22 protein-coding genes and 2 pseudogenes are annotated in these 19,974 nt (G+C 66.4%); 13 read left to right on the plus strand and 11 right to left on the minus strand.

The annotated features are described in order from the left end of the window. The first annotated feature begins 153 nt into the window (after positions 1–153). Both MXD60_RS00600 and MXD60_RS00605 read left to right on the plus strand, forming a co-directional pair. Positions 154–483 carry a transposase gene (locus MXD60_RS00600; RefSeq protein WP_248816686.1) on the plus strand — a complete coding sequence of 110 codons (330 nt, stop codon included), beginning with the start codon at positions 154–156 and terminating at the stop codon, positions 481–483. Positions 484–560: 77 nt separating this feature from the next. Continuing rightward, positions 561–1,410 (plus strand): annotated as a pseudogene (locus tag MXD60_RS00605) (IS630 family transposase). A 465-nt stretch (positions 1,411–1,875) separates the two neighbouring features. On the opposite strand, the gene MXD60_RS00610 reads toward MXD60_RS00605, so the two are convergent. Beyond that, a complete protein-coding gene (locus MXD60_RS00610; protein WP_248816687.1) occupies positions 1,876–2,307 on the minus strand; it encodes an Hsp20/alpha crystallin family protein in 432 nt (143 codons plus the stop codon). 433 nt (positions 2,308–2,740) lie between these two features. Between MXD60_RS00610 and MXD60_RS29620 the strand changes: the two genes are divergently transcribed. After that, complete coding sequence (locus tag MXD60_RS29620; RefSeq protein WP_283097564.1) at positions 2,741–3,142, plus strand: ATP-binding protein; 402 nt, start codon at positions 2,741–2,743, stop codon at positions 3,140–3,142. A gap of 96 nt (positions 3,143–3,238) precedes the next feature. Here the strand turns inward: MXD60_RS29620 and MXD60_RS00620 are convergent, their stop codons facing one another. After that, positions 3,239–3,634 (minus strand): helix-turn-helix domain-containing protein, encoded by a 396-nt coding sequence (locus MXD60_RS00620; RefSeq protein WP_248816689.1) that lies wholly within the window; start codon positions 3,632–3,634, stop codon positions 3,239–3,241. Between the two features lie 607 nt (positions 3,635–4,241). Beyond that, positions 4,242–4,466, minus strand: coding sequence for a YnfA family protein (locus tag MXD60_RS00625; protein ID WP_308222329.1), 225 nt, complete (start codon positions 4,464–4,466; stop codon positions 4,242–4,244). Between the two features lie 259 nt (positions 4,467–4,725). Here MXD60_RS00625 and MXD60_RS00630 point away from each other — a divergent pair, with 259 nt between their 5' ends. The 8 genes and pseudogenes from MXD60_RS00630 (at position 4,726) to MXD60_RS00660 (ending at position 8,192) form a co-directional block, all read left to right on the plus strand. Next, positions 4,726–4,992: a hypothetical protein gene (locus tag MXD60_RS00630; protein ID WP_248816690.1), complete on the plus strand. Its 267-nt coding sequence runs from the start codon at positions 4,726–4,728 to the stop codon at positions 4,990–4,992. Positions 4,993–5,041: 49 nt separating this feature from the next. Further along, on the plus strand, positions 5,042–6,040 hold the full coding sequence (locus MXD60_RS00635) for an IS30 family transposase (protein ID WP_248816691.1): 999 nt from the start codon (positions 5,042–5,044) through the stop codon (positions 6,038–6,040). 69 nt (positions 6,041–6,109) lie between these two features. Continuing rightward, on the plus strand, positions 6,110–6,403 hold the full coding sequence (locus tag MXD60_RS00640) for a hypothetical protein (protein ID WP_248816692.1): 294 nt from the start codon (positions 6,110–6,112) through the stop codon (positions 6,401–6,403). A 289-nt stretch (positions 6,404–6,692) separates the two neighbouring features. Beyond that, positions 6,693–6,920: pseudogene (locus MXD60_RS00645) on the plus strand (transposase); the annotation flags it as partial. A gap of 90 nt (positions 6,921–7,010) precedes the next feature. Then, complete coding sequence (locus tag MXD60_RS00650; protein ID WP_248816693.1) at positions 7,011–7,232, plus strand: hypothetical protein; 222 nt, start codon at positions 7,011–7,013, stop codon at positions 7,230–7,232. Then, positions 7,229–7,351 carry a hypothetical protein gene (locus MXD60_RS28450; protein ID WP_283097538.1) on the plus strand — a complete coding sequence of 41 codons (123 nt, stop codon included), beginning with the start codon at positions 7,229–7,231 and terminating at the stop codon, positions 7,349–7,351. The genes MXD60_RS00650 and MXD60_RS28450 overlap by 4 nt, the downstream gene beginning before the upstream one ends. A gap of 14 nt (positions 7,352–7,365) precedes the next feature. After that, entirely contained in the window at positions 7,366–7,632 is a 267-nt protein-coding gene (locus tag MXD60_RS00655) for a PIN domain-containing protein (RefSeq protein ID WP_248816694.1), read from the plus strand. 104 nt (positions 7,633–7,736) lie between these two features. Then, positions 7,737–8,192, plus strand: coding sequence for a GNAT family N-acetyltransferase (locus MXD60_RS00660; protein WP_248816695.1), 456 nt, complete (start codon positions 7,737–7,739; stop codon positions 8,190–8,192). Positions 8,193–8,305: 113 nt separating this feature from the next. On the opposite strand, the gene MXD60_RS29185 is transcribed toward MXD60_RS00660, so the two are convergent. The 3 genes from MXD60_RS29185 to MXD60_RS00675 form a co-directional block, all read right to left on the minus strand. Next, positions 8,306–8,593, minus strand: coding sequence for a DUF4037 domain-containing protein (locus tag MXD60_RS29185; RefSeq protein WP_308222325.1), 288 nt, complete (start codon positions 8,591–8,593; stop codon positions 8,306–8,308). Between the two features lie 469 nt (positions 8,594–9,062). Beyond that, the gene (gene relB / locus MXD60_RS00670; RefSeq protein WP_248816696.1) at positions 9,063–9,359 is read right to left on the minus strand and encodes a type II toxin-antitoxin system RelB family anti-toxin; all 297 of its coding nucleotides are present in this window, start codon (positions 9,357–9,359) and stop codon (positions 9,063–9,065) included. After that, entirely contained in the window at positions 9,329–9,709 is a 381-nt protein-coding gene (locus tag MXD60_RS00675) for a type II toxin-antitoxin system RelE/ParE family toxin (RefSeq protein ID WP_248816697.1), read from the minus strand. The genes relB and MXD60_RS00675 overlap by 31 nt, the downstream gene beginning before the upstream one ends. A gap of 278 nt (positions 9,710–9,987) precedes the next feature. Here MXD60_RS00675 and MXD60_RS00680 point away from each other — a divergent pair, with 278 nt between their 5' ends. Both MXD60_RS00680 and MXD60_RS00685 read left to right on the plus strand, forming a co-directional pair. Continuing rightward, complete coding sequence (locus MXD60_RS00680; protein WP_248816698.1) at positions 9,988–10,230, plus strand: hypothetical protein; 243 nt, start codon at positions 9,988–9,990, stop codon at positions 10,228–10,230. Between the two features lie 51 nt (positions 10,231–10,281). Further along, entirely contained in the window at positions 10,282–10,776 is a 495-nt protein-coding gene (locus MXD60_RS00685; RefSeq protein WP_248816699.1) for a tyrosine-type recombinase/integrase, read from the plus strand. Between the two features lie 155 nt (positions 10,777–10,931). Here MXD60_RS00685 and MXD60_RS30175 read toward each other — a convergent pair whose 3' ends face one another. From MXD60_RS30175 to MXD60_RS00710, 5 genes are read right to left on the minus strand one after another with little or no spacing between them, the layout of a single operon-like run. Next, positions 10,932–12,515 (minus strand): hypothetical protein, encoded by a 1,584-nt coding sequence (locus tag MXD60_RS30175; RefSeq protein ID WP_248816700.1) that lies wholly within the window; start codon positions 12,513–12,515, stop codon positions 10,932–10,934. Then, the gene (locus MXD60_RS00695) at positions 12,515–14,545 is read right to left on the minus strand and encodes an AIPR family protein (protein ID WP_248816701.1); all 2,031 of its coding nucleotides are present in this window, start codon (positions 14,543–14,545) and stop codon (positions 12,515–12,517) included. Before MXD60_RS00695 ends, MXD60_RS30175 begins: the two co-directional genes overlap by 1 nt. Beyond that, on the minus strand, positions 14,542–15,555 hold the full coding sequence (locus MXD60_RS00700; RefSeq protein WP_248816703.1) for a PD-(D/E)XK motif protein: 1,014 nt from the start codon (positions 15,553–15,555) through the stop codon (positions 14,542–14,544). The genes MXD60_RS00695 and MXD60_RS00700 overlap by 4 nt, the downstream gene beginning before the upstream one ends. Beyond that, positions 15,552–18,401: a Z1 domain-containing protein gene (locus MXD60_RS00705; protein WP_248816704.1), complete on the minus strand. Its 2,850-nt coding sequence runs from the start codon at positions 18,399–18,401 to the stop codon at positions 15,552–15,554. Before MXD60_RS00705 ends, MXD60_RS00700 begins: the two co-directional genes overlap by 4 nt. After that, positions 18,398–19,924 (minus strand): ATP-binding protein, encoded by a 1,527-nt coding sequence (locus MXD60_RS00710; RefSeq protein WP_248816705.1) that lies wholly within the window; start codon positions 19,922–19,924, stop codon positions 18,398–18,400. The genes MXD60_RS00705 and MXD60_RS00710 overlap by 4 nt, the downstream gene beginning before the upstream one ends. Between the last annotated feature and the right edge of the window lie 50 nt (positions 19,925–19,974).

Consider the following 19,974-nt stretch of genomic DNA (forward strand, 5'->3'; position numbering starts at 1 on the left):
TGAGCGAGAACGGGCTGCGCGCCACCCGCAGGAGGGAGCCCCCGCTACGACCGAACCCGGGCGCCTGTGAAGAAAACCAGAGCGAACAGAAGAACGTCGCGAGACGCGTCCCGTGACAGTTACCGACTAGTTTTCCGTGATGCCACTTCCTTTATGATTGACGCTCGGCTAAGCACCCAGCCCCTGCCGGCGGCTCCTGACCAGGCTGGCTCTGAGGAGAACCCCAGAATCCACTTCCACTTCACCCCAAAAGGGTCATCGTGGAACAACCAGATCGAAACCTGGTTCGGCATCATCACCAAGCAGTCAATCCGCCGGGGCACCTTCAGTTCAGTCAAGGTGCTGGTCAAGCATATCCGGGACTACATCAAGCACTGGAACTCCCCTGCGGAGCAGTTCGTCTTGGACCGCGACAGCCGGGGAGATTCTGGCCAAGGTCAAACTCGTCGAGACCAACATCAAAAAACTGGTTGCCAACAATGAATAATAAAGGAAGCGAAATCACGAGACACTAGTGTCCTGAGTCGTTAATTCGCATGTAGATCTTATATGCTTGGGGTATGCCGGGTCCGCGTGCTGTGCAGATCGAGTTGACCGCTGATGAACGGCGGGTGCTGGAGGGCTGGGAGCGTCGACCGAAGACGTCGCAGGCGTTGGCGACGCGTTCCCGCATCGTTTTGGCTTGCGCGTCGGAGGCGACGAACGGGCAGGTCGCGGCGGCGGTCGGGGTGTCGATCGCGACGGTGGCGAAGTGGCGGGGCCGGTTCCTGAAAGATCGGCTGGAGGGTTTGGTCGACGAGCCACGGCCGGGTCGTCCGCGGACGGTGTCCGACGACCAGGTGGACGCGGTGATCACGAAGACGTTGGAGCAGGCGCCATCGAACGGGGACACCCACTGGTCGACGCGATCGATGGCGAAGGCGTCGGGTTTGTCGCAGTCGACGGTGTCACGGATGTGGCGTGCGTTCGGCCTGAAACCGCATCTGGTCGAGACGTGGAAGAGTTCGTGGAGAAGGTTCGCGACGTGGTCGGCGTCTACCTCGACCCACCGGAGAAGGCGATCGTTCTATGCGTGGATGAGAAAAGCCAGATCCAGGCTTTGGACCGCACCGCGCCTGTCTTGCCGATGATGCCCGGTACTCCGTCGCGGATGACCCATACCTACGTCCGCAACGGCACGACCAGCCTGTTCGCCGCGTTGGACCCGGCGTCCGGCTCGGTGATCGCCCATCACTACCGGCGCCACCGCCAGCAGGAGTTCCTGCGTTTTCTGAAACTGATCGATGCCTCGGTTCCGAAGGGGCACGACCTGCAAAGGACCCCAAGCCGTTCGTCTGGGCCAAGACCGCCGACGAGATCCTCGAGACCCTCGGCGCCTACTGCCAACGAATTAACGACTCAGGACACTAGTAGGGGGCACTGTCCGGAAGAAAAGAGGCACCTCAGCAGGTCTGGTCCCGGTAGGGCGGCCGGGGCCAGACCTGCGCGCGAAGCGACGTGATGATGGGAGTTTCTTGGGGTCGTGAGCGGTGGCTATGTCTCCCTTCGGCGTGTCGGTGATTCGGTGTCATGGTTCGGACTGTCGGGCGGCGCCCGCTGCCCGGCTCTCCGTTGGAGTCGTCGGGTAATCGGCGGTCCGGATCGGTGAGGGTGTGAACGGCAGGCGGTCCGTGGTGGTCCCTGCGGCGCTGGTCTCGGCGCGGGTGGCCGCCCCGGCCCGCCCGTCGGAACGTCGCTGTCCCATCCGGCCGAGATGATCGCGTCGAACTCGGCGTGCAGCAGGTCGGGGTCGGAGCAGATCAAGTCGGCCAGCTGCGCCTCGACTGGCCGGACCGGCGCCGCACCCTGCAGGTTCGTCATCGGTCCAGCCGCGGCTCAGGCGTGGATGGACCGGCGGTCGTCGCTGGAGGTGTCGATAGCGATCTTCCGGGGCTTGGCCTTTTCCGCGACCGGGATCCGCAGGGTCAGCACGCCGGCGTGGTAGCTGGCGGTGATCTTCTCCGTGTCCAGGTTGTCGCCCAGGATCAACTGGCGGCTGAACACACCGCGTGGCCGCTCGGCGACCAGGACCTCGCGGTCCCCTTTCAGTGCCGGACGTTGCGCCCGCACGGTCAGCACGTTGCGTTCGACGTCCAGATCCACAGTGGCCGGGTCCACCCCGGGCAGATCGAACTCCGCCACGAACTCCTCGCCCTCGCGCCAGGCGTCGATCGGCATCCCGGTCGGCCGGGCCACCGTGCCCAGGGTGCCGAGCACCTGCTGGCTGAGTCGATCCAGCTCCCTGAACGGGTCGGTGCGCACCAACATCGGAACTCCACCTCCACGATCACGATTTTGTCGATCAGAGCGTTGGGTCACCACTTATCTGTGGTGGCTGACCCATATTTTATATAGCACTGGCGGCACATCTGAGGCAAGACCCCGGTCGGCCGTCCGGGCGGAATCCCAGGAGGCGCCCCGTGAGACCGTCCGGTGTCGACCCGACCCAGGGGGTGTACGGCTCGGTAGTTAGGCTGTCGCGTCCAGCCTTAGGACCGCTGTCGTGGTGGACGCGACGACGAATACCAGCCCAGCAGGCTGCCTGCCCCGTGGGCCAGCAGCGCGCTGGCGGGGGCTAGCTTGGCAGGAGCGGTGAAGATCCGCTTGACGCGGTGTGGGCTACGCGAAGGGGCCGGCTGCGGGCACGGTTCGTGGAGTCCGTGGGTAGGCACGACGGCCGGTGAGAGACATGATCGACGGGATGAGGGGTTGGTCGCGGTGCGCGACAGGGGCTGGTCGGCCAAGTGTGGAGCTCCCGTTCGCCGCGCGTTCCGTGGGCGCTTCTCGAGAGGTGCTGCGGGGGTTGTTGCTGGCCTGGGGCCATGAGCATCAGATTGACGATGCTGCGGTGGTGGTGTCGGAGCTGGTGACCAACGCCGTGCAGCACGCCTGTGAACAGGGGCAACTGCGGCTGGAGCTTCGGGTCACCGGTGAGGTGCTGCGCCTGGAACTCGCCGACGGGTCGTCGGTGCGGCCGATGGCTCGGGAGATCGTCGACTCCGATGAGCGGGGCCGTGGGATGCACATCGTCGATGTGCTCACCGCCCGGTGGGGAGTCGAGACGCACGGCGACGGTAAACGCGTCTGGGTCGAACTCGACTAGCTGGCCCTCCGGGGCGGCCACTTGGACGGGGTCGTTCGGTGGCTGTGTTCGCCACGGGTCTGCGGCGGCTGGCCTGCGACGTCGCGTCCACCACCGCTACCCGAAGGGCGGGGCCACATCCCGACTGGTCCGCTTGCTGTTGGTCTGCGCGTCCGGGGTTTCGGCGGGCGACGGCTGGCTGTCGCGTATCTGCTGGTTGAGTTGCTGGGCTTCGGCGAGTTGATCTTCGAGGATGACGATGCGGCAGGCGGCGTCGATGGGGGTGCCTTGGTCGACGAGTTCCCGGACGCGGGCCGCGAGACGCAGCTGGTAGCGGGAGTAACGGCGGTGGCCGCCTTCGGAGCGAAGCGGTGTGATCAGGCGGGCTTCGCCGAGGGTCCGCAGGAAGGCCGGCGTGGTGCCGAGCATCTCGGCCGCGCGGCCCATGGTGTAGGCGGGGTAGTCGTCGTCGTCGAGACTGTCGGCTGGTCTACGAGCGCTTTCAGGGGTCATCGCGCCTCTCGGGACACGTCGAGGGGCCCGGTGCCATATAGCACCGGGCCCCGAGGGTTCACCACCATCTACCGGCCAAGACGCGCCGGGCACTGGAACCCGCCTGCCCACCCGAGAGGGCGGGGCTGCGGGGATCGCATATGCGTGACCGGGGACCACCTTCCAATCCGGGGCCTGCGCGGTGACCGAGCGAGAATGCCCATCGCCCGGGCGATCCTGATGGTGCCTGCTCCCCTCTCCTCGTGGGTCACCTAGGTTCTGCCGAACTTGTCGCGGTGATGCTCGGCGGCCTACCCTGGCCGCCGTCCTGCTCGCGGCAGTTCCTGTCTGCCGCGACCATGGACTCTCTTGGCTACGAGAGGAACTGTACCCAGCGTGGCGCCGGATGTCTAGTACGGCGGGGACAGATTTTCGGGCCCCCAGTAGACAGCTACCCTCCGGTGACTCTGGTAGCGAGTCTTGGATCCGGTGCTGATCTTGTGATGATCCGGTCTGCTGTGACAGCGCGCGGGCGGCAAGGATCGGGTCGCGAGCCGCAGACGGCATTGATCGAGTGGGGGGCCTGCGGTCCCTGTGCGACCCGGACGCCGCGAATCGAGTGAGTCGGTCAGTGACCGCCCGGCGCGAACATGATCACGGACATGCCGGTCAGGCAGATCAGCGCACCGGTGATGGCGAAGCTGTCGGGTCGGCAGCCGTCGGCCACCGCGCCCGACAGCAGCGAACTGGCGACGAAGATCCCGCCGTAGGCAGCCAGAATGCATCCGAAGTGGGCGTCGGGCTGGAAGGTGGCGGCGAAGCCGTACAGGCTGGCAACGCCAGCTCCGCGCAGCCCCGCCGGAACCCCGTGCGGACCTCCTGAACGTGCCCGACCCGCTCGGCCAGCGCCTCGCGCCCGGCCACGTTCAAGCCCGCCAGGTCCGCGCCCACGCCCTCCACCGCGGCGACCGGGACGTCGGTGAGCAGCCGGGTGCTGGGATGCGCCAGCAGATGAGCCAGCCCGACCTGCCGGACCCCCCTACTTCTACTGACTCGGCCGGCAGCGCGGAATCTGCCGGCAGCCCTACGTCACGATCGAGGTCGTCGAAAAGATGGTCGAGGAATGGTGGCGTCGTGTGGAGATCACCCCACGGCAGAAAGCCAGTATCCGGGACATCGTTCTTGGTAGCGCCCAGAGCCTTACCGCCAACGGGGCACAACAGGCCGACCGGCAGAAACGGAAAATCGGCGCGCTGGACGACGAACGGCGCCTGTGCATGCGTTCCTACTACAACGGCGCGATCAGCGAAGATTTCATGAAAGAAGAACAGCAGCGGATCGACCGGGACCTGAACCAAGGCAGGGTCAAACGGTCGTAGCGACGCCCCGATAGGATGATCGTGATGGTGTTGAGGGATGGGATGGTGGATGGTGCGGTGGGAGCTGTTGACGGTCGAGGATCGGGAGGTCATTTCCCGGGAGTTGAGCCAGGGCCGTTCGGCGCGGTTTATCGGGGCGATGCTCTGCCGGCATCATTCGACGGTCTCGCGGGAGATTGAGCGTAACGGCGGCGGGAGTGCGTACCGGGCGGTGGATGCGCAGGCGCGTTGTGACGCGATGCGGGCGCGTCCGAAGGAGCGGAAGCCTGTGGCGTCGCCGGAGCTGCATGACGCGGTCAACGCGGGCTTGGCGGAGAGGTGGTCACCGAAACAGATCGGGGAGAGACTGAAGAAGGCTTGTCCCGACGACGAAGGCATGCGGGTGTCTCACGAGACGATCTACGAGTGTCTGTATCTGCAGGCCCGCGGTGAGCTGCGTACCGAGCTGAAGCTCGCGTTGCGTAAGGGCCGGACCAGGCGGGTGAACCGGTCCCGGACGACCGTGGCCCGTGGCCAGATCGTCGACATGGTCAACATCAGCGAGCGGCCGAAGGAGGCCGACGACCGCGCGGTACCCGGCTTTTGGGAGGGCGACCTCGTCATCGGGAAGGGAAACAAGTCCCAGATCGCGACGCTCGTGGAGCGTACCACGCGGTTCGTCATGCTGGTGCGTATTCCCTACGACCGCAACGCCGAGAAGGTCGCCTACCTGCTGGCGAGAAAGATGGAGACCCTTCCCGAGTTCCTTCGTAACAGTGTGACCTGGGACCAGGGGAAAGAGATGGCCCGCCACGCCGACTTCACCCTCCGGACCGGGATATCGGTGTACTTCTGTGATCCGCATTCACCCTGGCAGCGTGGGTCGAATGAGAACACCAACGGGCTTCTCCGCCAGTATTTCCCGAAGGGTACCGACCTGTCCTTGCATTCCCGGGACGAACTCGATAAAGTAGCCGCGCAGCTGAACGGAAGGCCACGCCAGACGTTGGACTGGGCGACACCCGCCGAGGTCCTCAACGATCTACTGACAAAGCATGCGTCGCCATGACCACTTGATTCCGCCCAGGCACGCGCCACCCTCCACGCCTGCGAAGGTGAGTGGAAATCCGTCGGCACCGTGCTTGACCGAATTCTCAGCCTGTGCGAGGACGGCCACACCCTTTACCGAACCGTCCCGCCGGTCGTGAAACGCCAACTCAACCAGGCCGCTTTTCAACGCTTTTGGATCATGGATAAGGGCATCCACGGGTCGGACGTCTACCCGCCACTGGCCCAGATCCTGACAAACGATCTTGCCGAGCGGCTCACTCGGGAAACCGAGATCCTGATCAAGGCTCAGAACGTCTCAGACGCTTCAGAACAAGCCGACCCGGAAACCCCCTATCAGGCAGGCATGCCCGACAGCCTGTAGTGCTGTCGGGACCCACTACGGGGGTGCGACGGTGCCGTTGGGCATCTACCCGAACGGCCTAACCGCTTTCCAGGGTGCGAGCCGTGATGATCAAGTTTCAAACATCACAACTCTTGTGGACCTGACGCAACACAATAAGAACCGCCTGATCTTGGTTCAGGGTCCTGAGATCACCGTCCGCCCGGTCTCTGCGAGGCTCCCGACCAGGGGCGATGCCGAGTGAGCACTCGACTCGCGACATCATCGCCAGAATCGAACACGCGTTCCGTAGGTCTGGCGGGTCCGGACGCTGCGGTCCCGTTGGCGGCGCCGAGCGGGTCCCGTCGTCCCGTCAGGGGTGTGTCGCCCTCGTCCTGGCCTGGCGCCGCATCCCTGGCGGCAAGCCCCAGCCGAACTCACCGGATGGTGTGCCCGCCCGGTCCTCGCCGACGCCGGCTACGGAGACTCGGCGGAGTTCCGCCAAGACCTCACCGGCCAGAACCTGGTCTACGTCGTCGGCGCGGCCCACACCGCGACCGTGGCGGCCGTGCGGGGCTGAGATCCGCCGTGCAGCTCGCGTCCCGGCGGATCTCAGTGGCTGGCCACGCGTCGGTCGTATCCTCGATGGGTGAGTACTCTGCGGGACGAGCTGCACAGTCTGATCGACCGCCTGCCCGAGTCGCACGTGGCGCCGATCCTGGCTCTCGTGCGCGAGAACGCGCCCGCCGAGAGCGGCGGCGACGAGTGGCCACTACCGGATTTCGTAGGTGCGTTGGCCAGCGGCAAGGGCGATCTCGCCGCCCGTTCGGCGGAGATCCTGCGCGCGGAACTGGGGCGCGACCCCGAGTGATTGTCTGGGACACCGGGCCGCTGATCGCCGCCGCCGACACCGACGACGAGCACCACGCCCGCAGCGTCGCGCTCATGCGGCGCACACCCGGCCGCTACTCGTTCCCTATCCCGTCCTGACCGAAGTCTGTTTCATGCTCGAACGGGAGAAAGGCACCCGCGCCGAAGCCGCATTCCTGCGCTCCATCAGCACCGGACAGATCAGCCTGATCCCACTTGCTCGCCAGGACCTCGACCGGATGGTCGAACTGGTCGAAAAGTACAGCGACTTCCCACTCGGCGCCGTCGACGCCTCCGTTCTCGCGATCACCGAACGGCTCGGTGCCGATGCCATCGCGACCCTCGACCGGCGGCACTTCTCCGTCGTCCGCCTCACGAAGCCGGTCGCACTGCTGCCATGAGGCGGCGTCAAGCCGAAAGCCCGCCGGACCGCCAGGTCGCGGCGTCCCTCGGCCTGTTGCTAGCCCGACTGATGGCGAAATGATCGAACTCGTAGCCTCACACCATGACCCGCTCCCATGACCTTCGGGGTCGGCCCGCTCTGATCAGCGATCGAGAGTTCCTCTTCGGCGTGAGGCGAGCCGCCCTGCGGGCATACGTCGAACAGACGTCGGGGTGGGACGATGCGGAACAGCGCATAACCGCTGACAGGGAGTTCGCCGACCTGCCATTTGCCGTGGTCGAGGAGAGCGGGCGACCCGTCGGCTACGCATGTGTCATCCACCGGAGTGAGTACGACTTCGTCGAGGAGATCGCGCTGATCCCCGAGGCCCAAGGTCGTGGCATTGGCACCCATCTGTTACGGGGCATCCTTCGGGCTGCTCAGCGGCGCGGCGTTCCGGTCCGGCTCAGCGTCTTCGTCAACAATCCCGCACAGGCCCTCTATACCCGCCTCGGGTTCGAAGTCGTGCGGATCGAGGATCCGCGCATGTCGATGGAGTGGACTCCGGGCAACACGTGAGGCACCCCATCGTCCGATCTTCAGCCGAACGCGCCCCCAGACGGCCTGCGGAGTCGTCGTCGGCAACCAGCCAGTCGTAGAGAAAGCTCAGGAGTTCGGAGCCACCACAGGGATCATCCCCGTCCTGACCGATCATCGCCGCAGCCACCGGTGCGGCCGACGAACGGTTCCTCCTGGCTCACCCGCAGCCAGCCGGCGGCCAGGACACAGCGCCAGACATCGTCGGGATACCAGGCCAGCACTCGACGTACTGGTGAGCAGATCAAGCGGGTCGTCCCGGACCACGCCGCCCGTGAGGCTGGCCAGAATCTGGGTCGGGGCCACCCGGGCGCCGAACCGAACACGACCCCAGAATCTCCCCACGGCGTCCCGTCATGAACCGGACGACACCATGATCCCACCGCCCCGCCGACGGATAGCGCCCGCGAGCTCCCGAAGGCCCGCCCGAGACCACCTGACCACCTTGGGCCAACTCCACGCCGGCCGAACGGGGGTCCGGGGGTTGCCCCCGGGGAAACATCGCGGCCCGCCGCGAAGCCGATCAAAGATCGGCGAGCACGACGGGCCGGCTCGTGGACCTAACGCACCACAATAAGAACCATTTGATCTTGGTTCAGGGACCCGAAATCACTGTCCGACCAGTCTCCACGAGGCTCCTGGCCAGGGACGAGGTCCCGTGAGTCTCCGGTCGACAACATCATCCACCGAGTCGAACACGCGTTCCGCGGGTCTGGTGGGTCCGGACGCCCGCCCTGGCCCGCCTGGTGACCATAATCGTGGCCGGGTCTCACTCGCCGCATGCAGCTGACCCGGCGAGGCGGACTGAAACCACCGGCTCGCGTGCGGGCGAGCGGCATGCCAGGATGCCCGTTACGCCGCTGAACGAGGGATGACGCGGACGTCGAGGTCGGCGTCAAGAGCCTCGGCGAGCCGTTCCAGCACAGGCAGTGTCGGTACGGTGCCACCGGCCTCGAACCGCGCTACCGCCGACTGCGTCATGCCCGCCGCGCGGGCCAGTTCGGTCTGACTCCAGGCGCGCCGCTGGCGCAGCTCCCGCACCGACCTGCCCAGCTCAAATGCCAGCCTGGCTGCCTGGTAGGCCTCGCGCGCGCCCGGCTCGTCCATCCGGCGTTCCCTCAGCCCCGCCCAGTCCGCCCGCTCAGCCATCGCCGTCGCCCCCCTCGCCCTCGCCCACCGTGTGCGGCCCTGTCAGGCAGCGTGCCAGCGCGCGCCTCGCCCTCGGCGACCTCCCTCATCCGCGACTTGGCAAACACCGTCAGAGGCACCACCCTCCGCCCCGGCGCGATCCAGTAGGTCACCCGGATCGCCCGGCCCTCCAGATGAAACCGCAGCTCCCGCAGCTTGCCGTCGAACTGCCGCGTGTACGGCTCACCCAGCAACGGACCCTGCTCGGCGAGCAGATCCACATAGAAAGCGGCCGTCGCGAAATGCACGGTCGGCAGCCGTTCCAGCCAGTCCCGAACTTCCGGTTCCAGCTCGACGGTACCCCAGGTCATAGCGTTGACGCTATAGCCACGCGGCCGCGGTCCACCTGTCAAGACCGACACGGCCACCTGTCAGACCACGATGATCAGGTGGCCCGAGCGTAGTCCACTGCCGCGAGATCAGGACGCAGGCCAGAGTAGGAGGTGATCCTGGCGGGGCGTGCTCCTCGAAGCCGAGGTCCACCCAGCGTCCGGCGCGTCGGGCGGTGTCGGCTTCCCACGCCGCACGGGCGCGGCAGGTTATGCCAGCCACAGCGAAGGCCAGCGATCGACGGAGGCGAAAGCCGCAAATGGCGTACGACCCTGACAGCGACGTCACGGACGCCGCGAACAGCGACTCGGCCGCCGACGTCGAGGACAGTCCAGCCACAAGACCCCGGCGGCAACCCGCCATACGCCCGGCCATCGACAGCATCGAAACCGTCCCGATGACCCCGGAAGAACGGACACAGGCCGTCAATGCCCTCGCCGAGCTGATCGTCGCCTGGGAGAAAGTCGGAGCGCCGACCAAAATACCGCGAGCCGGGTTCTAGTCAACGCATCGCGCAGATGACGGCGTCGCCCTCGTCGAGCTTCACGACGACATGGTCGTCATCGGCACCCGCTACCGGCCGGCGGCGGGCGTGTGGACCCTGTACCGGAACCGGCTGCCGGTCGGACAGGTGACCATACTCGGCATCGCCGCCCAGGGCGCCCGGTCGGTACTGCGCCTGGCCGAGCCACTGCCTTTCGACCTGGAGGTGGGAGACGAGATCGGCGAGCGGCTACTCTCCCCCAATCGGCTACACGACCTTCGACACGGTTCGGCGTCGATCATGCTTGGGGAAGGCATCGACATCAAGACCGTGTCGAAGATCCTGCGTCACTCTTCGACGTCGATGACCGGGAACACCTACGCCCATCTGCTGCGGTCGACCGGGCAGGCGGCGGCGGAGACTGTCGCCGCGGCGATTGCTCGCAAAACGGTTCGTCCACACCAACCGCGCCACCGGCGAATCGACCCCAACCTGGCGAGGAACCTGAACCCGAATCAGACAGACTTCGCGGGATCGAACGCCCTGTTGATCAAGGAGCTGTAGTCGCCAGGTTCGGCATGACTGATGCCCGAGTCGAGGTCATGATTCGGGAATGGTGTCACAGAGCGCAGGGCTGACATGTGATCACAGAGTGCCCAAGATCGCTGGCATTCCCGGATCGATACGTGTCTGGTTTGGAACTGGCTGTGACGTCTCCATCACCGTGGATGCGCGTCAGTCGGCAGGGTCCGTTTCGCCAGACTACTGACTTCGTCGGTTCCACCGTGGGTCATGCTGACCGTTTCCTCCTCGAGATCAGCGCACATGTACACGTACTCGCCGACTCGCAGGCCGAACCGTCGGACGTAGGTACCAAAGCCGTGGGTGAATCCCGTCTCATCGTTGTACACAGCGGTGCCGCACGGTTCGCCTCGTCCATCGATCAGCTCAAACCGGGTGGAAGGGGTACCAGCCGGGAACCATCGTCGCAGCAGAACTCCGGTGAGTTTGAAGTTGGACGTCACGGCCAACGTGACACTCGGGCGACCGTTCGGCGTAGTACCGGCGCGGAAATGCCGGTTCTCCGTCAGCGAGCGTGCCCGTGCCTGACTCTGTACGGTCGCCACCACGGCCGAGGCGACCTGCGTACCGCGGACGGTCCACGCGTTTCGGTCCAGCTGCACGAACGCGGGATGGAAGGTCAGGTACACGCTGACCGTGCTGAGGTTCATGCCGAACGCCTCGGCGGTCTCCATCAGGCTCGTGCGATCGAGGACGCCGTTTGGTGACATCCTGATCAGCTCGACGAGAAGCGCCGCCTCGACACCCAGTTCTGCGTTGTGGTCCAGCGGGACTGTCGCGCTGAGCTCGTTGTCGTCGACCGCAAACTGGTCGTGCCACTCGCAGAACGCCCGCAGTCCGGTGATGGTCGGGGCCACCAGATCCGCTTGGTCTGCGGTGCGGCCGGAGTTGCGGTAGGTCCAGAAGTTCTCAACCGCCCGTCGTGCGCTGGGCAGGTCGACGGGCTGATGCACGGACAGAAGGGTACGGAGCGTGTTGACCAGGCGGTTTCGCACCGAGGACCCCCAGGTGACGTGGTCCTCATCGAGCCACACAACCGACTCCGACGCCGCCAACAGTGGTCTGACGTCGTCCTCGGTGACGACAACACCGGCGTCGAGTGCCTCGTCACTGACCTGGAGCAGCGTGGCGAGGCCCTGCCGTTCGGTAAGCCTGCGAGTTGCCCTGTACACGGCGGTGAGGGTGTCGGGATCGTTGGTGACGACCCCGGCCCTCAGGTCCAGGTCGAACGGTCGTCCGGCGAACTCGGCGCACGCGCGCAGGCTGTCGAGGCTGTACCGGGTGGTGGTGACGCCTCTACGGAGCAGTTCGTCGGCCAACGCCAACTCCGTGCAGGGAGCCTGCCTCCTCGCAAGCTCCAGCGCGGCATCGAGCTGCGGCCACCACAGATACAGCCCGTAGAGAACCTTGTGCTGCTTCTGGATCTGGCGGGCGCGTTCGCGGGTTACGCCCATCGCGAGCCCTGTTTCCTCCAATGTGGCGGGTGGCTTTCCGAGCAGTCCGTACCGTGCTGCCAAACCGTTGATGACGGCCGGTCGGCAGGGCTTTCGTTTGCCATGAATCACCCTGTCCGCCCCGGACAGAATTCCGACGACCGTCGTCTCCAGCGGTTCGGTGCCGTCGAAGGTCAGTTCGGCGAACTTGCCAAGCGCACTCGCCAGGTCAACCTGCGTGTCCGGCCGATCTGGTTCCTGGGGGGCGCTGGTTTGTTTGCCCGTCATCAGGCATCCGTGTTCCCGGTCAGGGCGAAGCCGTTGTTGAGGGCGGCGTCGTAGATCCTTCTGAGGCTGTCGATCTGCTTGTCGGTCGGCGTCTTTCCCGCGCTCAGCAGTACTGCGGTACCGGATGCGATGCGCCGGTCAACGGCGGTAAGCTTATTGTGCTCGCCCGCCCAGGCAGCCAGCTCCGACCAGGGCACGAGCAGTAGGTCCTCGGTGCTGATACTGGACGCGACGATCTGGATCGGGTCTTTCGTGGTGAGCTGGGCGACGGTTGCCCCGCTGAGCTTCCACGGTAGGGCGCGCGCCTTCTCCCAGCACGCTGGCTTCTTGGCCCATTCGCCGACGTTGCCGGGTGTCCGGTCGAAGAACGACCGGAGCAGTCGGGCCAGCGCCGGGATCTCGCTGCGCAGCTGCTCCGGTATCTGTTGGGTACGCCAGATGACGTCAAGGTCGAGGCGCCGGCTGGTACGATTGCTGATCAGCGCCACGGCGTAGGCGACGACCTGCGCCTTGTAGCCCTCCAAGCCGCTCTCCCGGAACGTCCTGGCCACGATCCTGTCAGTCTGTCGGAACAGGATCGCCTTCGCGACAAGGTGCTCGTAGTAGCGCCGAGAGGGCTTCTGGTCCTGCTCCGGACGTTGCGCGAGCCGCAGTGCGAACTCGGCGAAGCACTTCTGACCACCGAGGCTGACGGCGTGCGGAGCCTCGTCCCAGGCGAGCTCGAACTTCGCCAGGTCGGTCTTGACGAACTTTTGCGCGGCCGGATGGATCTCCTTGAATGCCTTCTGCCTGGCCGGTGTCCCCGTTCGGGCCAGCTCGTCCTGGTACTGGCCGCGGGCACGTTCGTAGAACCATCGGGTCTGCCGCTGGCTGCCGTTCGTGGCCGGCGCCCACACCGATCGGGAGAGACGTTCGATGTCGACATGGAAGGAGTGACTGGTGCTGAAGTCCGCCTCCTGGACCTTGTTCTGGCTGTTGGCATAGCGGGAGATCAGCGGGACGAGCTCGGCGAGTTGGTCCGGCGGGACGACGGTGAGCTTCATCTGGACGTGTATCCCGTCCAGCGTCGCCCTGTGTCGGACTGCCGCGTGGTATAGGGACGCGGTGGTCTGGCCGCCGTTGACGATCTGTAGGTCCTGCAGGCTGGCGATGGCGCTGCCGCCCTCGGGCGTCCTGACTATGTCGACGGCAGATGCGGTCGCGGAGATGCCGTTGTTGTAGGCGAGGAACCGGCGAGGCTCGTTGAGTATGGTATCGCGGATACCCTGGTTGACCTTGCCCCTTGCCTGCAGGAACGACCGCACGTTGAGTTCGAGCAGGCGGGCGGAGTACGTCGCGTAGATCTCCTTCAGCACGGTACCGGGCACGATGGCCAGCATCGTGTGACATCCCTGCTCGTCAAGGTCGGTGGGAAGACACGGGACTGGCGCACCGAACCGGCTGAGGAAGTCGACGTGGATGGGCTCCTGCTGCCGGCCAGAGGTCACCAGTCGGTGCAACCGCACCACGTCCCAGACCTGGACCGACGTCGGAACATCACCGAACTCCGGCGTCGCCACGTCCTTCCTGGTGGCGACCCCACCATCGGTGAACAACCAGAACCGGACCCGAGTGAGTTCCGGGAGAACCTGGCTGATGCTGTGCGCCATGTCGAACACCGGTGAAGCCACCTCAAGCCCGGCTGTGCGGTTCCGCGACACCTTCTCCAGGAAACCGCGCAGCCGCCGGAGACAGGTCTCGATCTCCGCCTTGCCGACGGGTGCGGGTGGCGCCACCTGCCTGAGCACTACGCCGAACAGGTCGAGCGTCTGGCCATCGACGCTGATGTTGTAGCCCGAGATCTCCTCGCCGCGCGCCTGGTGGAAACAGGCCTCCCCGCCCTCGAGTTCGGCGACATCGGTGAGCTCGCCGACCATCCGTTCAAGGAAAACGTCGCGGATGTTCCGCTCCGCGCCGGGCACACCCGCCTCCGCGCGCAGATCGTCCTGGAGCGACTCGGTGAACTGGCCGAGATCGGTGTCGTCGGTCATGCCTTCGTTTCCAGGGCGGTGATCATGTCCTCGTGGCTGACGAGGAACGAGGTGGCGGCCAGCAGGTCGACGGTGTAACGGACGCCGGACACCCCGACCGGTCTGGTCTGCTCGATGATCCGGGGAAAGCCGTCTGTCACCCGGTGGACCGTCCGACCGCGCAGCGCGTATCGCCGGTCCTCGTACAGCCGGCTCTGTGTGTCCAGGTAGCCGGCACGTACCAGCCGCCGATCCAGCTCGCCCGCGCCCCCGAGGCCGGTTGCCTGGTGACGCACCTGGCGAACGAGTTCGGGAAGGGACATTCCACGTCCGCCCTGGCGCGCGTCGAGCGCCAGCGTCACCAGGAACAACGCCCCCGGTCCGGCGTCGTTGAGCTGTCGTTCGCTGCTGATCCACACCCGGTTGGCGTCGTGTCCAGCCGCGGTCTTGATCTCCACGCTGCCGGACTGGAACTGGAAGTCCTGCAACTCCTGGTCGGGGCCGGTCCAAGCGTACACCGCCGCCGGGCCGAACGTCGGGAGGAACAGGTCGGACATCGTGTGCAGCTCGCCGAACAGCCCACGCTGCCGCTCTCGTGGCAGCCCGTCGGGACTGACCCCGGACAGCATCCGCTGCCACTCACTCAGCCGGTTCACCACCACGTCGCCCGGTTCCGTGGTGACCTGGGTGAGCATCACGAGCAGGTCGGCCACCAGCGTGGTGAAGATGTCCGTGTACGCACCCGCGCGCAGCACGAGGTCCAACGTGGTCCCGTACTCCGGGAGGCTCCCCGGCTCGACCACCACGCCGGAGGTGACCAGCAGCCCCTTCGTCGCGCTGGCCGGGGTGTGGTCGGTGACCACCGAGAACACCCGACGCGCGGCCGGGTACTCGACGGCGACGAAACAGTGGTGTGGACTGTCCGCCAGCACCCGCCGAACCCGCCGGCCGGCCGAGCCCGGGCCACCCTGCCTGGCCTCCAGTTCGGCCCAGAGTTCCTCAAGGTCCGTGGCGGACGGTACCGCGGTCACGCCTGCTCCTCGTCGGATTCCTCGCCGCCGAACTCCTGGCTGCCGAACTCCTGGTCCCACCACAGGTTCGTCACTCGGTACTTGATGGTCTTCGCGGTCGGACTCTTCGGAAAGCTGAGGGCGAACCCGACGGGCGGCAGGTCGGGATGCATCCAGGTGTCGGGCCGGAGCGGATACAGCAACAACAGTCCGCGACCCGGTGGGCGGACCTCACGGATGGCGAGCCCGCCCGGCGCGCTGGGCGCCGTCTTCCTCGTCTTCGGGTCCGCCTGCCAGGCCTGCCTGGTCATCTCCAGAGCTCGCCCGCCCTCCTCGTCGGAGAGGTCCAAGCCCTCGTCGCTCGGCGAGACGAGGCGACGGACCACGTAGCGGTCCTTCCCCGCCCGCAGCCCGGCCTTGTACTCCGCGTCGGCGTTCGCGCCTTCCCTCGGCAGGTACAGGGCCCGCCGGACCAGGCCGACCTCGAACTCACCGATCCGGTGAGTCCTCAGGTCGTCGCCGGAGACCGACACGAGCCCCACAGTCCATGTGGTGAGCTCCGGCTGCTCGGTGGTCAACAGCGTCCTGACGTAGTCGGCCAGTGCTCGCGGCTGTGCCTTGGTCGCGACGTCGGAGGCCTGGTACCTGTCCAGGAAATCCAGCACGTCGGCCGCCGGCACGTTGTCCCACCGAACGGTGCCGAGAGCACCCCGGCGGGGTGCCGGAGTGCCCATGACACCGACCAGGCGCTTGGTGGCGGCCAGGTTGGTGCGGAGCACCTCCTCGTCGGTCTCGAAGGTGATCGACTCGCTGATTGTCTGGGAGAAGGTGATATCGACGTCGGTGCCGTTGCGCATCTTGGTTCGGGCGGTGATCATCAGCCCGTCCGGATGCGCACGGACCCGCAGCCCGTACTCCTGCGGGGTCTTCCCGAGCGCCGCCATGTAGTCGAACTCGCGCAGCAGTTCCTCGTTGGCCAGCGCGATGTCCCGGTACCACCCGGCCAGCTCGTCGGTCGTGTAGAGCCGGCACAGGTCGAGGTAGCCGGGTCGGTAGCCGAACCAGCGGCCCATCTGCATCAGCGTGTCGTACATCCTCGACGCCCGCAGGTAGTAGCTGACCGTCAGCCCCTCGAGGGTCAGACCGCGGGAGAGCTTGTCCCCACCGATCGCGATCAGCGTCAGCGGCTGGTCGGCCTCACTGTAGGTCAGCGCGTCCTCGGACTTGCCGTTGAGAATGCGCAGTTCGACGTCGTCGAGCACGCCCGGAAGCGCCTCGCGGATCTGCGCCCAGTCGATGACCCCACCAACTTCCAACGTCACGTCCGGGTTCCGCAGCAGCGACTCGGTGGTCGGTACGAAGTCGCTTCGCCACAAGGACTCCAGGGCGGGCCAGGGGGAGTCCGGGCTGGTGGGGTCGCCGTGCCACAGGCGCTGGCGCATCAGGCCCAGATGCTCGTGCAGGGCTCGGCGGAGCAGCGCCTGGACGTCGGTGAAGCGGGTGACGTGCACCAACATCGAGTTGTGGTCCTCGTGGCCCCGAACCCGACGGGCGGCCGTGGCGAGTAGGAAGGCGTTGATCGCGGTGAGCAGCGATGCCGGCAGTCGGCCCGGGACGGTGTCCTTTCCGTGCTTGTTCGGGAGCCACATCTCGTGGTCGTCGAAGGTACTGATGATCGGTAGTCCGACCTGCCCCTCGATGCCGGAGTTCGCGTCGCGGTCCAGGCCGAACACCCTGTTCACGCCCACGTAGTTGCTCGGTGGCCGGAGGCTGATGATGAAGCTGCGTGGGAAGAGGTCCTCGCCGTACTTCTCGGTCCTCGCGTCAGCATCGATGAACACGTTGGCGAACGGCGTGGCGGTGTACGCGAGGTACGCGGACTTCTCGAACGTGCGCAGCAGCTTCCGGATCAGACCGTTGATCTTGGTTGGGTCGTAGTCGTCGATCGGCTGCCCGTTCTCGTCAGTCGGCCGGGCCCTGGTGTTGACCGACGCGTTGTCCGCCTCGTCGTCGATCACCAGCAACGGAACGTCGCGCACGATCTGCTGACCGGTCTCCGGGTCACGTTCCTGGTTCAGCCGGGTCGCCCACGAGTGTAGGTTCCGCAGTACGGACGCGTTCTTCTTGACCACCAGAATGACCGGGTCGCCGCCGCCCGCGTTGAGCCAGACCTGCCGGGCGACCTTGACCTGGAAGTCACCCTTCTCGTCGCTGCTGGTCAACGAGTGGACGTGGAGGAACTTCCCCGGCATCCGCCCGACGCCGACCTTGGCATTGGACTGGTCGTAGCTGCGGTTGCTCCTCGTGTCGAACCCGAGGAACTCCAGGTCCAGCCGGTGCTGGGTCTGGCTGCGCAGGCTGTTGTGCAGACCGGCCAACACGACGATCAGGCGGTAGCCGGCGTCCGCCGCCTTGCAGATGACGCCGGTGTAGTTGGCGGTCTTGCCGGACTGCACCTGCCCGACCACCATCCCGCGACGGTCCCACCGGCCAGGCCGGTCCGGCTTCTCGAACGAACCCAGAATCCGGTCGGTGACCTGGTCGATGCTGCGAATCTGGGCTGGTGCCCAGTCCTTCCGGCCCAGATACCGCCGGTACCGTTCCCAGAAGCTCCAGTCGATCTCGCCCCGGGCGGCGTCGAGCCAGGGTACGTGGTCCTCACGGCCGTTGAGAACCTGTTCGGTCGGAAGCCAGACGTTGCACCGACTCTCTACGTCCCGCCGCAACTCGCCGACGTCGACGTTGGCCTGCTCCACAAGAAGCAGCGCCTTGTCGACCGCCTGTTCGACCTCGTAGGCCGTAACGTCGTCTTCGTCGTCGAGCAACATCAGGGCGATCTCCATCGCCCTGCGATGGTCGGGGTTCATGCCGTCTCCTGACCGGGTTCGCGGGTACAGACCTCCCGAACCAGGTCGGGAAAGTCAGAGAACGGTTCCATTGTCAGCATCCGACCGACAATTTCCGGGTTGGACATCCCCGCGCGTCCCATCGCCCGGACGACGTCGGTCAGCACCGACCAGACCACGGCCGGGTCGGTCTCCTCGAACGGCGCCGCCTGCCGGCCCTGCCGGTCCGCATGGTTCAGGATGATCAGCGGAACCGGAACGGTCTCCTCCAGCAGCCTGACCAGGGCCTCGACGTCACCGCCGTCCGCCGCCGTGAGCAGCGCGGCCACCAGCGGGTGCTGACGGTTGACCTGGTAGGCGATCTTCGTCCCGCGTGCGACCTGTAGCCAGGCCTGGACCACTTCACCCTGGCTGGTCCGCTGAAGTACCTTGCCGCGGTGTCGGTAGACACTTGTCGACCGCAGCCGAACGACCTCGGCGATCCGCCGCAACCCGGGCCCCAGCGCGCCCGGCGCGCGGGCCACCGACTTACGGACGTCGATCTGCCAGTCGGAGTCCAGGTGGTTGGGCAGATCGAGCCGGATCCGGGCCAGCGAGGTCAGCTCGTCCCGCCGGAATCCGAGCCCGAGCCAGCTTCCGGACACGATCAGCCGTCGGTTCCGGTAGATGTAGAACCCCTGCTGGGAGGTCCAGCCACGACGACCCCCAGCGGTGGTGTGCTCCTGGGAGGTCAGCCGGCTCACGTGCGGCAGGACGAACGACTTCACCCTGATCAGCTCGTCCCGGCACGGCAGCGACTCGTCCGTGACCACCTGGGTGGTCTCGTGGGACTCGAGGAACGGGTCCCACGGCACGACGTTCCGGCCGTTCACCCGGATCGTGATCTGCCCGGGCCCCGTGACGTACCGATGGAAGGTCATCCCGAGATGCCGGGCAACCCGGTCGGCGATGTCGTAGAAGTGCCGCTCAGCCTGCTCGTTCCGCGGATCAGGTGCGGCAACCAGTCGGTCCAGCCCTCGCCACAGCACCACCGTTCCCGGCCGGTCACCGTGCAGCTCGTCCCACCGCGCCCGGTCCTCGGCGGCCAACGTCGTCAGGAGCTGCCAGGCGCCGACGCGGACGACGTGGTCGAGATCCCACGTCCGAGCCGCCAGCGACGAGCTCGTCGTCGCCGACATGACGACCAGCCGCCGGCACTGCGAGAACGACGCGGTCTTCAGCCCGAGCCCGAACCGCCCGAGGTCGTTCGCCCTTCTCGGCGTCGAAGGGCTGGTCGTGCCCGGCCGCATCGCCTCCCGGAGCCCGGCACCGTCCATCCCGAGACCGTCGTCGACGACCGCGATCCACGACTCCGCGCCGGCCCAACGCAGGCGGACGTCGATCGAGGTGGCCTTGGCCGTGATGCTGTTGTCAACCAGATCCGCAACCGCGGTCTCGGTGGAGTAGCCGAACGCGCGAAGGGACTCCACCAACGACTCCGCGCGAGGTTCGACCACCTCGTAGCCGGTCACGCTGCCGCCGTCGGACGATCTTCGGTCGGCCACCTCACCTCCTCGGACGCAGCTTCGGGAAGGGCTCGGCATCGTCGAGCGGT

Origin of the sequence: Frankia sp. AgB32 (assembly GCF_023243045.1) — a bacterium.
Classification (GTDB): domain Bacteria; phylum Actinomycetota; class Actinomycetes; order Frankiales; family Frankiaceae; genus Frankia.

Coding starts and splice junctions, on each gene's coding strand:
- MXD60_RS00660 (WP_248816695.1), top strand. CDS start 7,737: ATGACCCGCTCCCATGACCTTCGGGGTCGGCCCGCTCTGATCAGCGAT.
- MXD60_RS00600 (WP_248816686.1), top strand. CDS start 154: ATGATTGACGCTCGGCTAAGCACCCAGCCCCTGCCGGCGGCTCCTGAC.
- MXD60_RS00695 (WP_248816701.1), bottom strand. CDS start 14,545: ATGACCGACGACACCGATCTCGGCCAGTTCACCGAGTCGCTCCAGGAC.
- MXD60_RS00630 (WP_248816690.1), top strand. CDS start 4,726: ATGGTCGAGGAATGGTGGCGTCGTGTGGAGATCACCCCACGGCAGAAA.
- MXD60_RS00655 (WP_248816694.1), top strand. CDS start 7,366: ATGCTCGAACGGGAGAAAGGCACCCGCGCCGAAGCCGCATTCCTGCGC.
- MXD60_RS00610 (WP_248816687.1), bottom strand. CDS start 2,307: ATGTTGGTGCGCACCGACCCGTTCAGGGAGCTGGATCGACTCAGCCAG.
- MXD60_RS00620 (WP_248816689.1), bottom strand. CDS start 3,634: ATGACCCCTGAAAGCGCTCGTAGACCAGCCGACAGTCTCGACGACGAC.
- MXD60_RS00635 (WP_248816691.1), top strand. CDS start 5,042: ATGGTGCGGTGGGAGCTGTTGACGGTCGAGGATCGGGAGGTCATTTCC.
- MXD60_RS00705 (WP_248816704.1), bottom strand. CDS start 18,401: ATGAACCCCGACCATCGCAGGGCGATGGAGATCGCCCTGATGTTGCTC.
- MXD60_RS00680 (WP_248816698.1), top strand. CDS start 9,988: ATGGCGTACGACCCTGACAGCGACGTCACGGACGCCGCGAACAGCGAC.
- MXD60_RS29620 (WP_283097564.1), top strand. CDS start 2,741: ATGAGGGGTTGGTCGCGGTGCGCGACAGGGGCTGGTCGGCCAAGTGTG.
- relB (WP_248816696.1), bottom strand. CDS start 9,359: ATGGCTGAGCGGGCGGACTGGGCGGGGCTGAGGGAACGCCGGATGGAC.
- MXD60_RS30175 (WP_248816700.1), bottom strand. CDS start 12,515: ATGACGGGCAAACAAACCAGCGCCCCCCAGGAACCAGATCGGCCGGAC.
- MXD60_RS00675 (WP_248816697.1), bottom strand. CDS start 9,709: ATGACCTGGGGTACCGTCGAGCTGGAACCGGAAGTTCGGGACTGGCTG.
- MXD60_RS00685 (WP_248816699.1), top strand. CDS start 10,282: ATGGTCGTCATCGGCACCCGCTACCGGCCGGCGGCGGGCGTGTGGACC.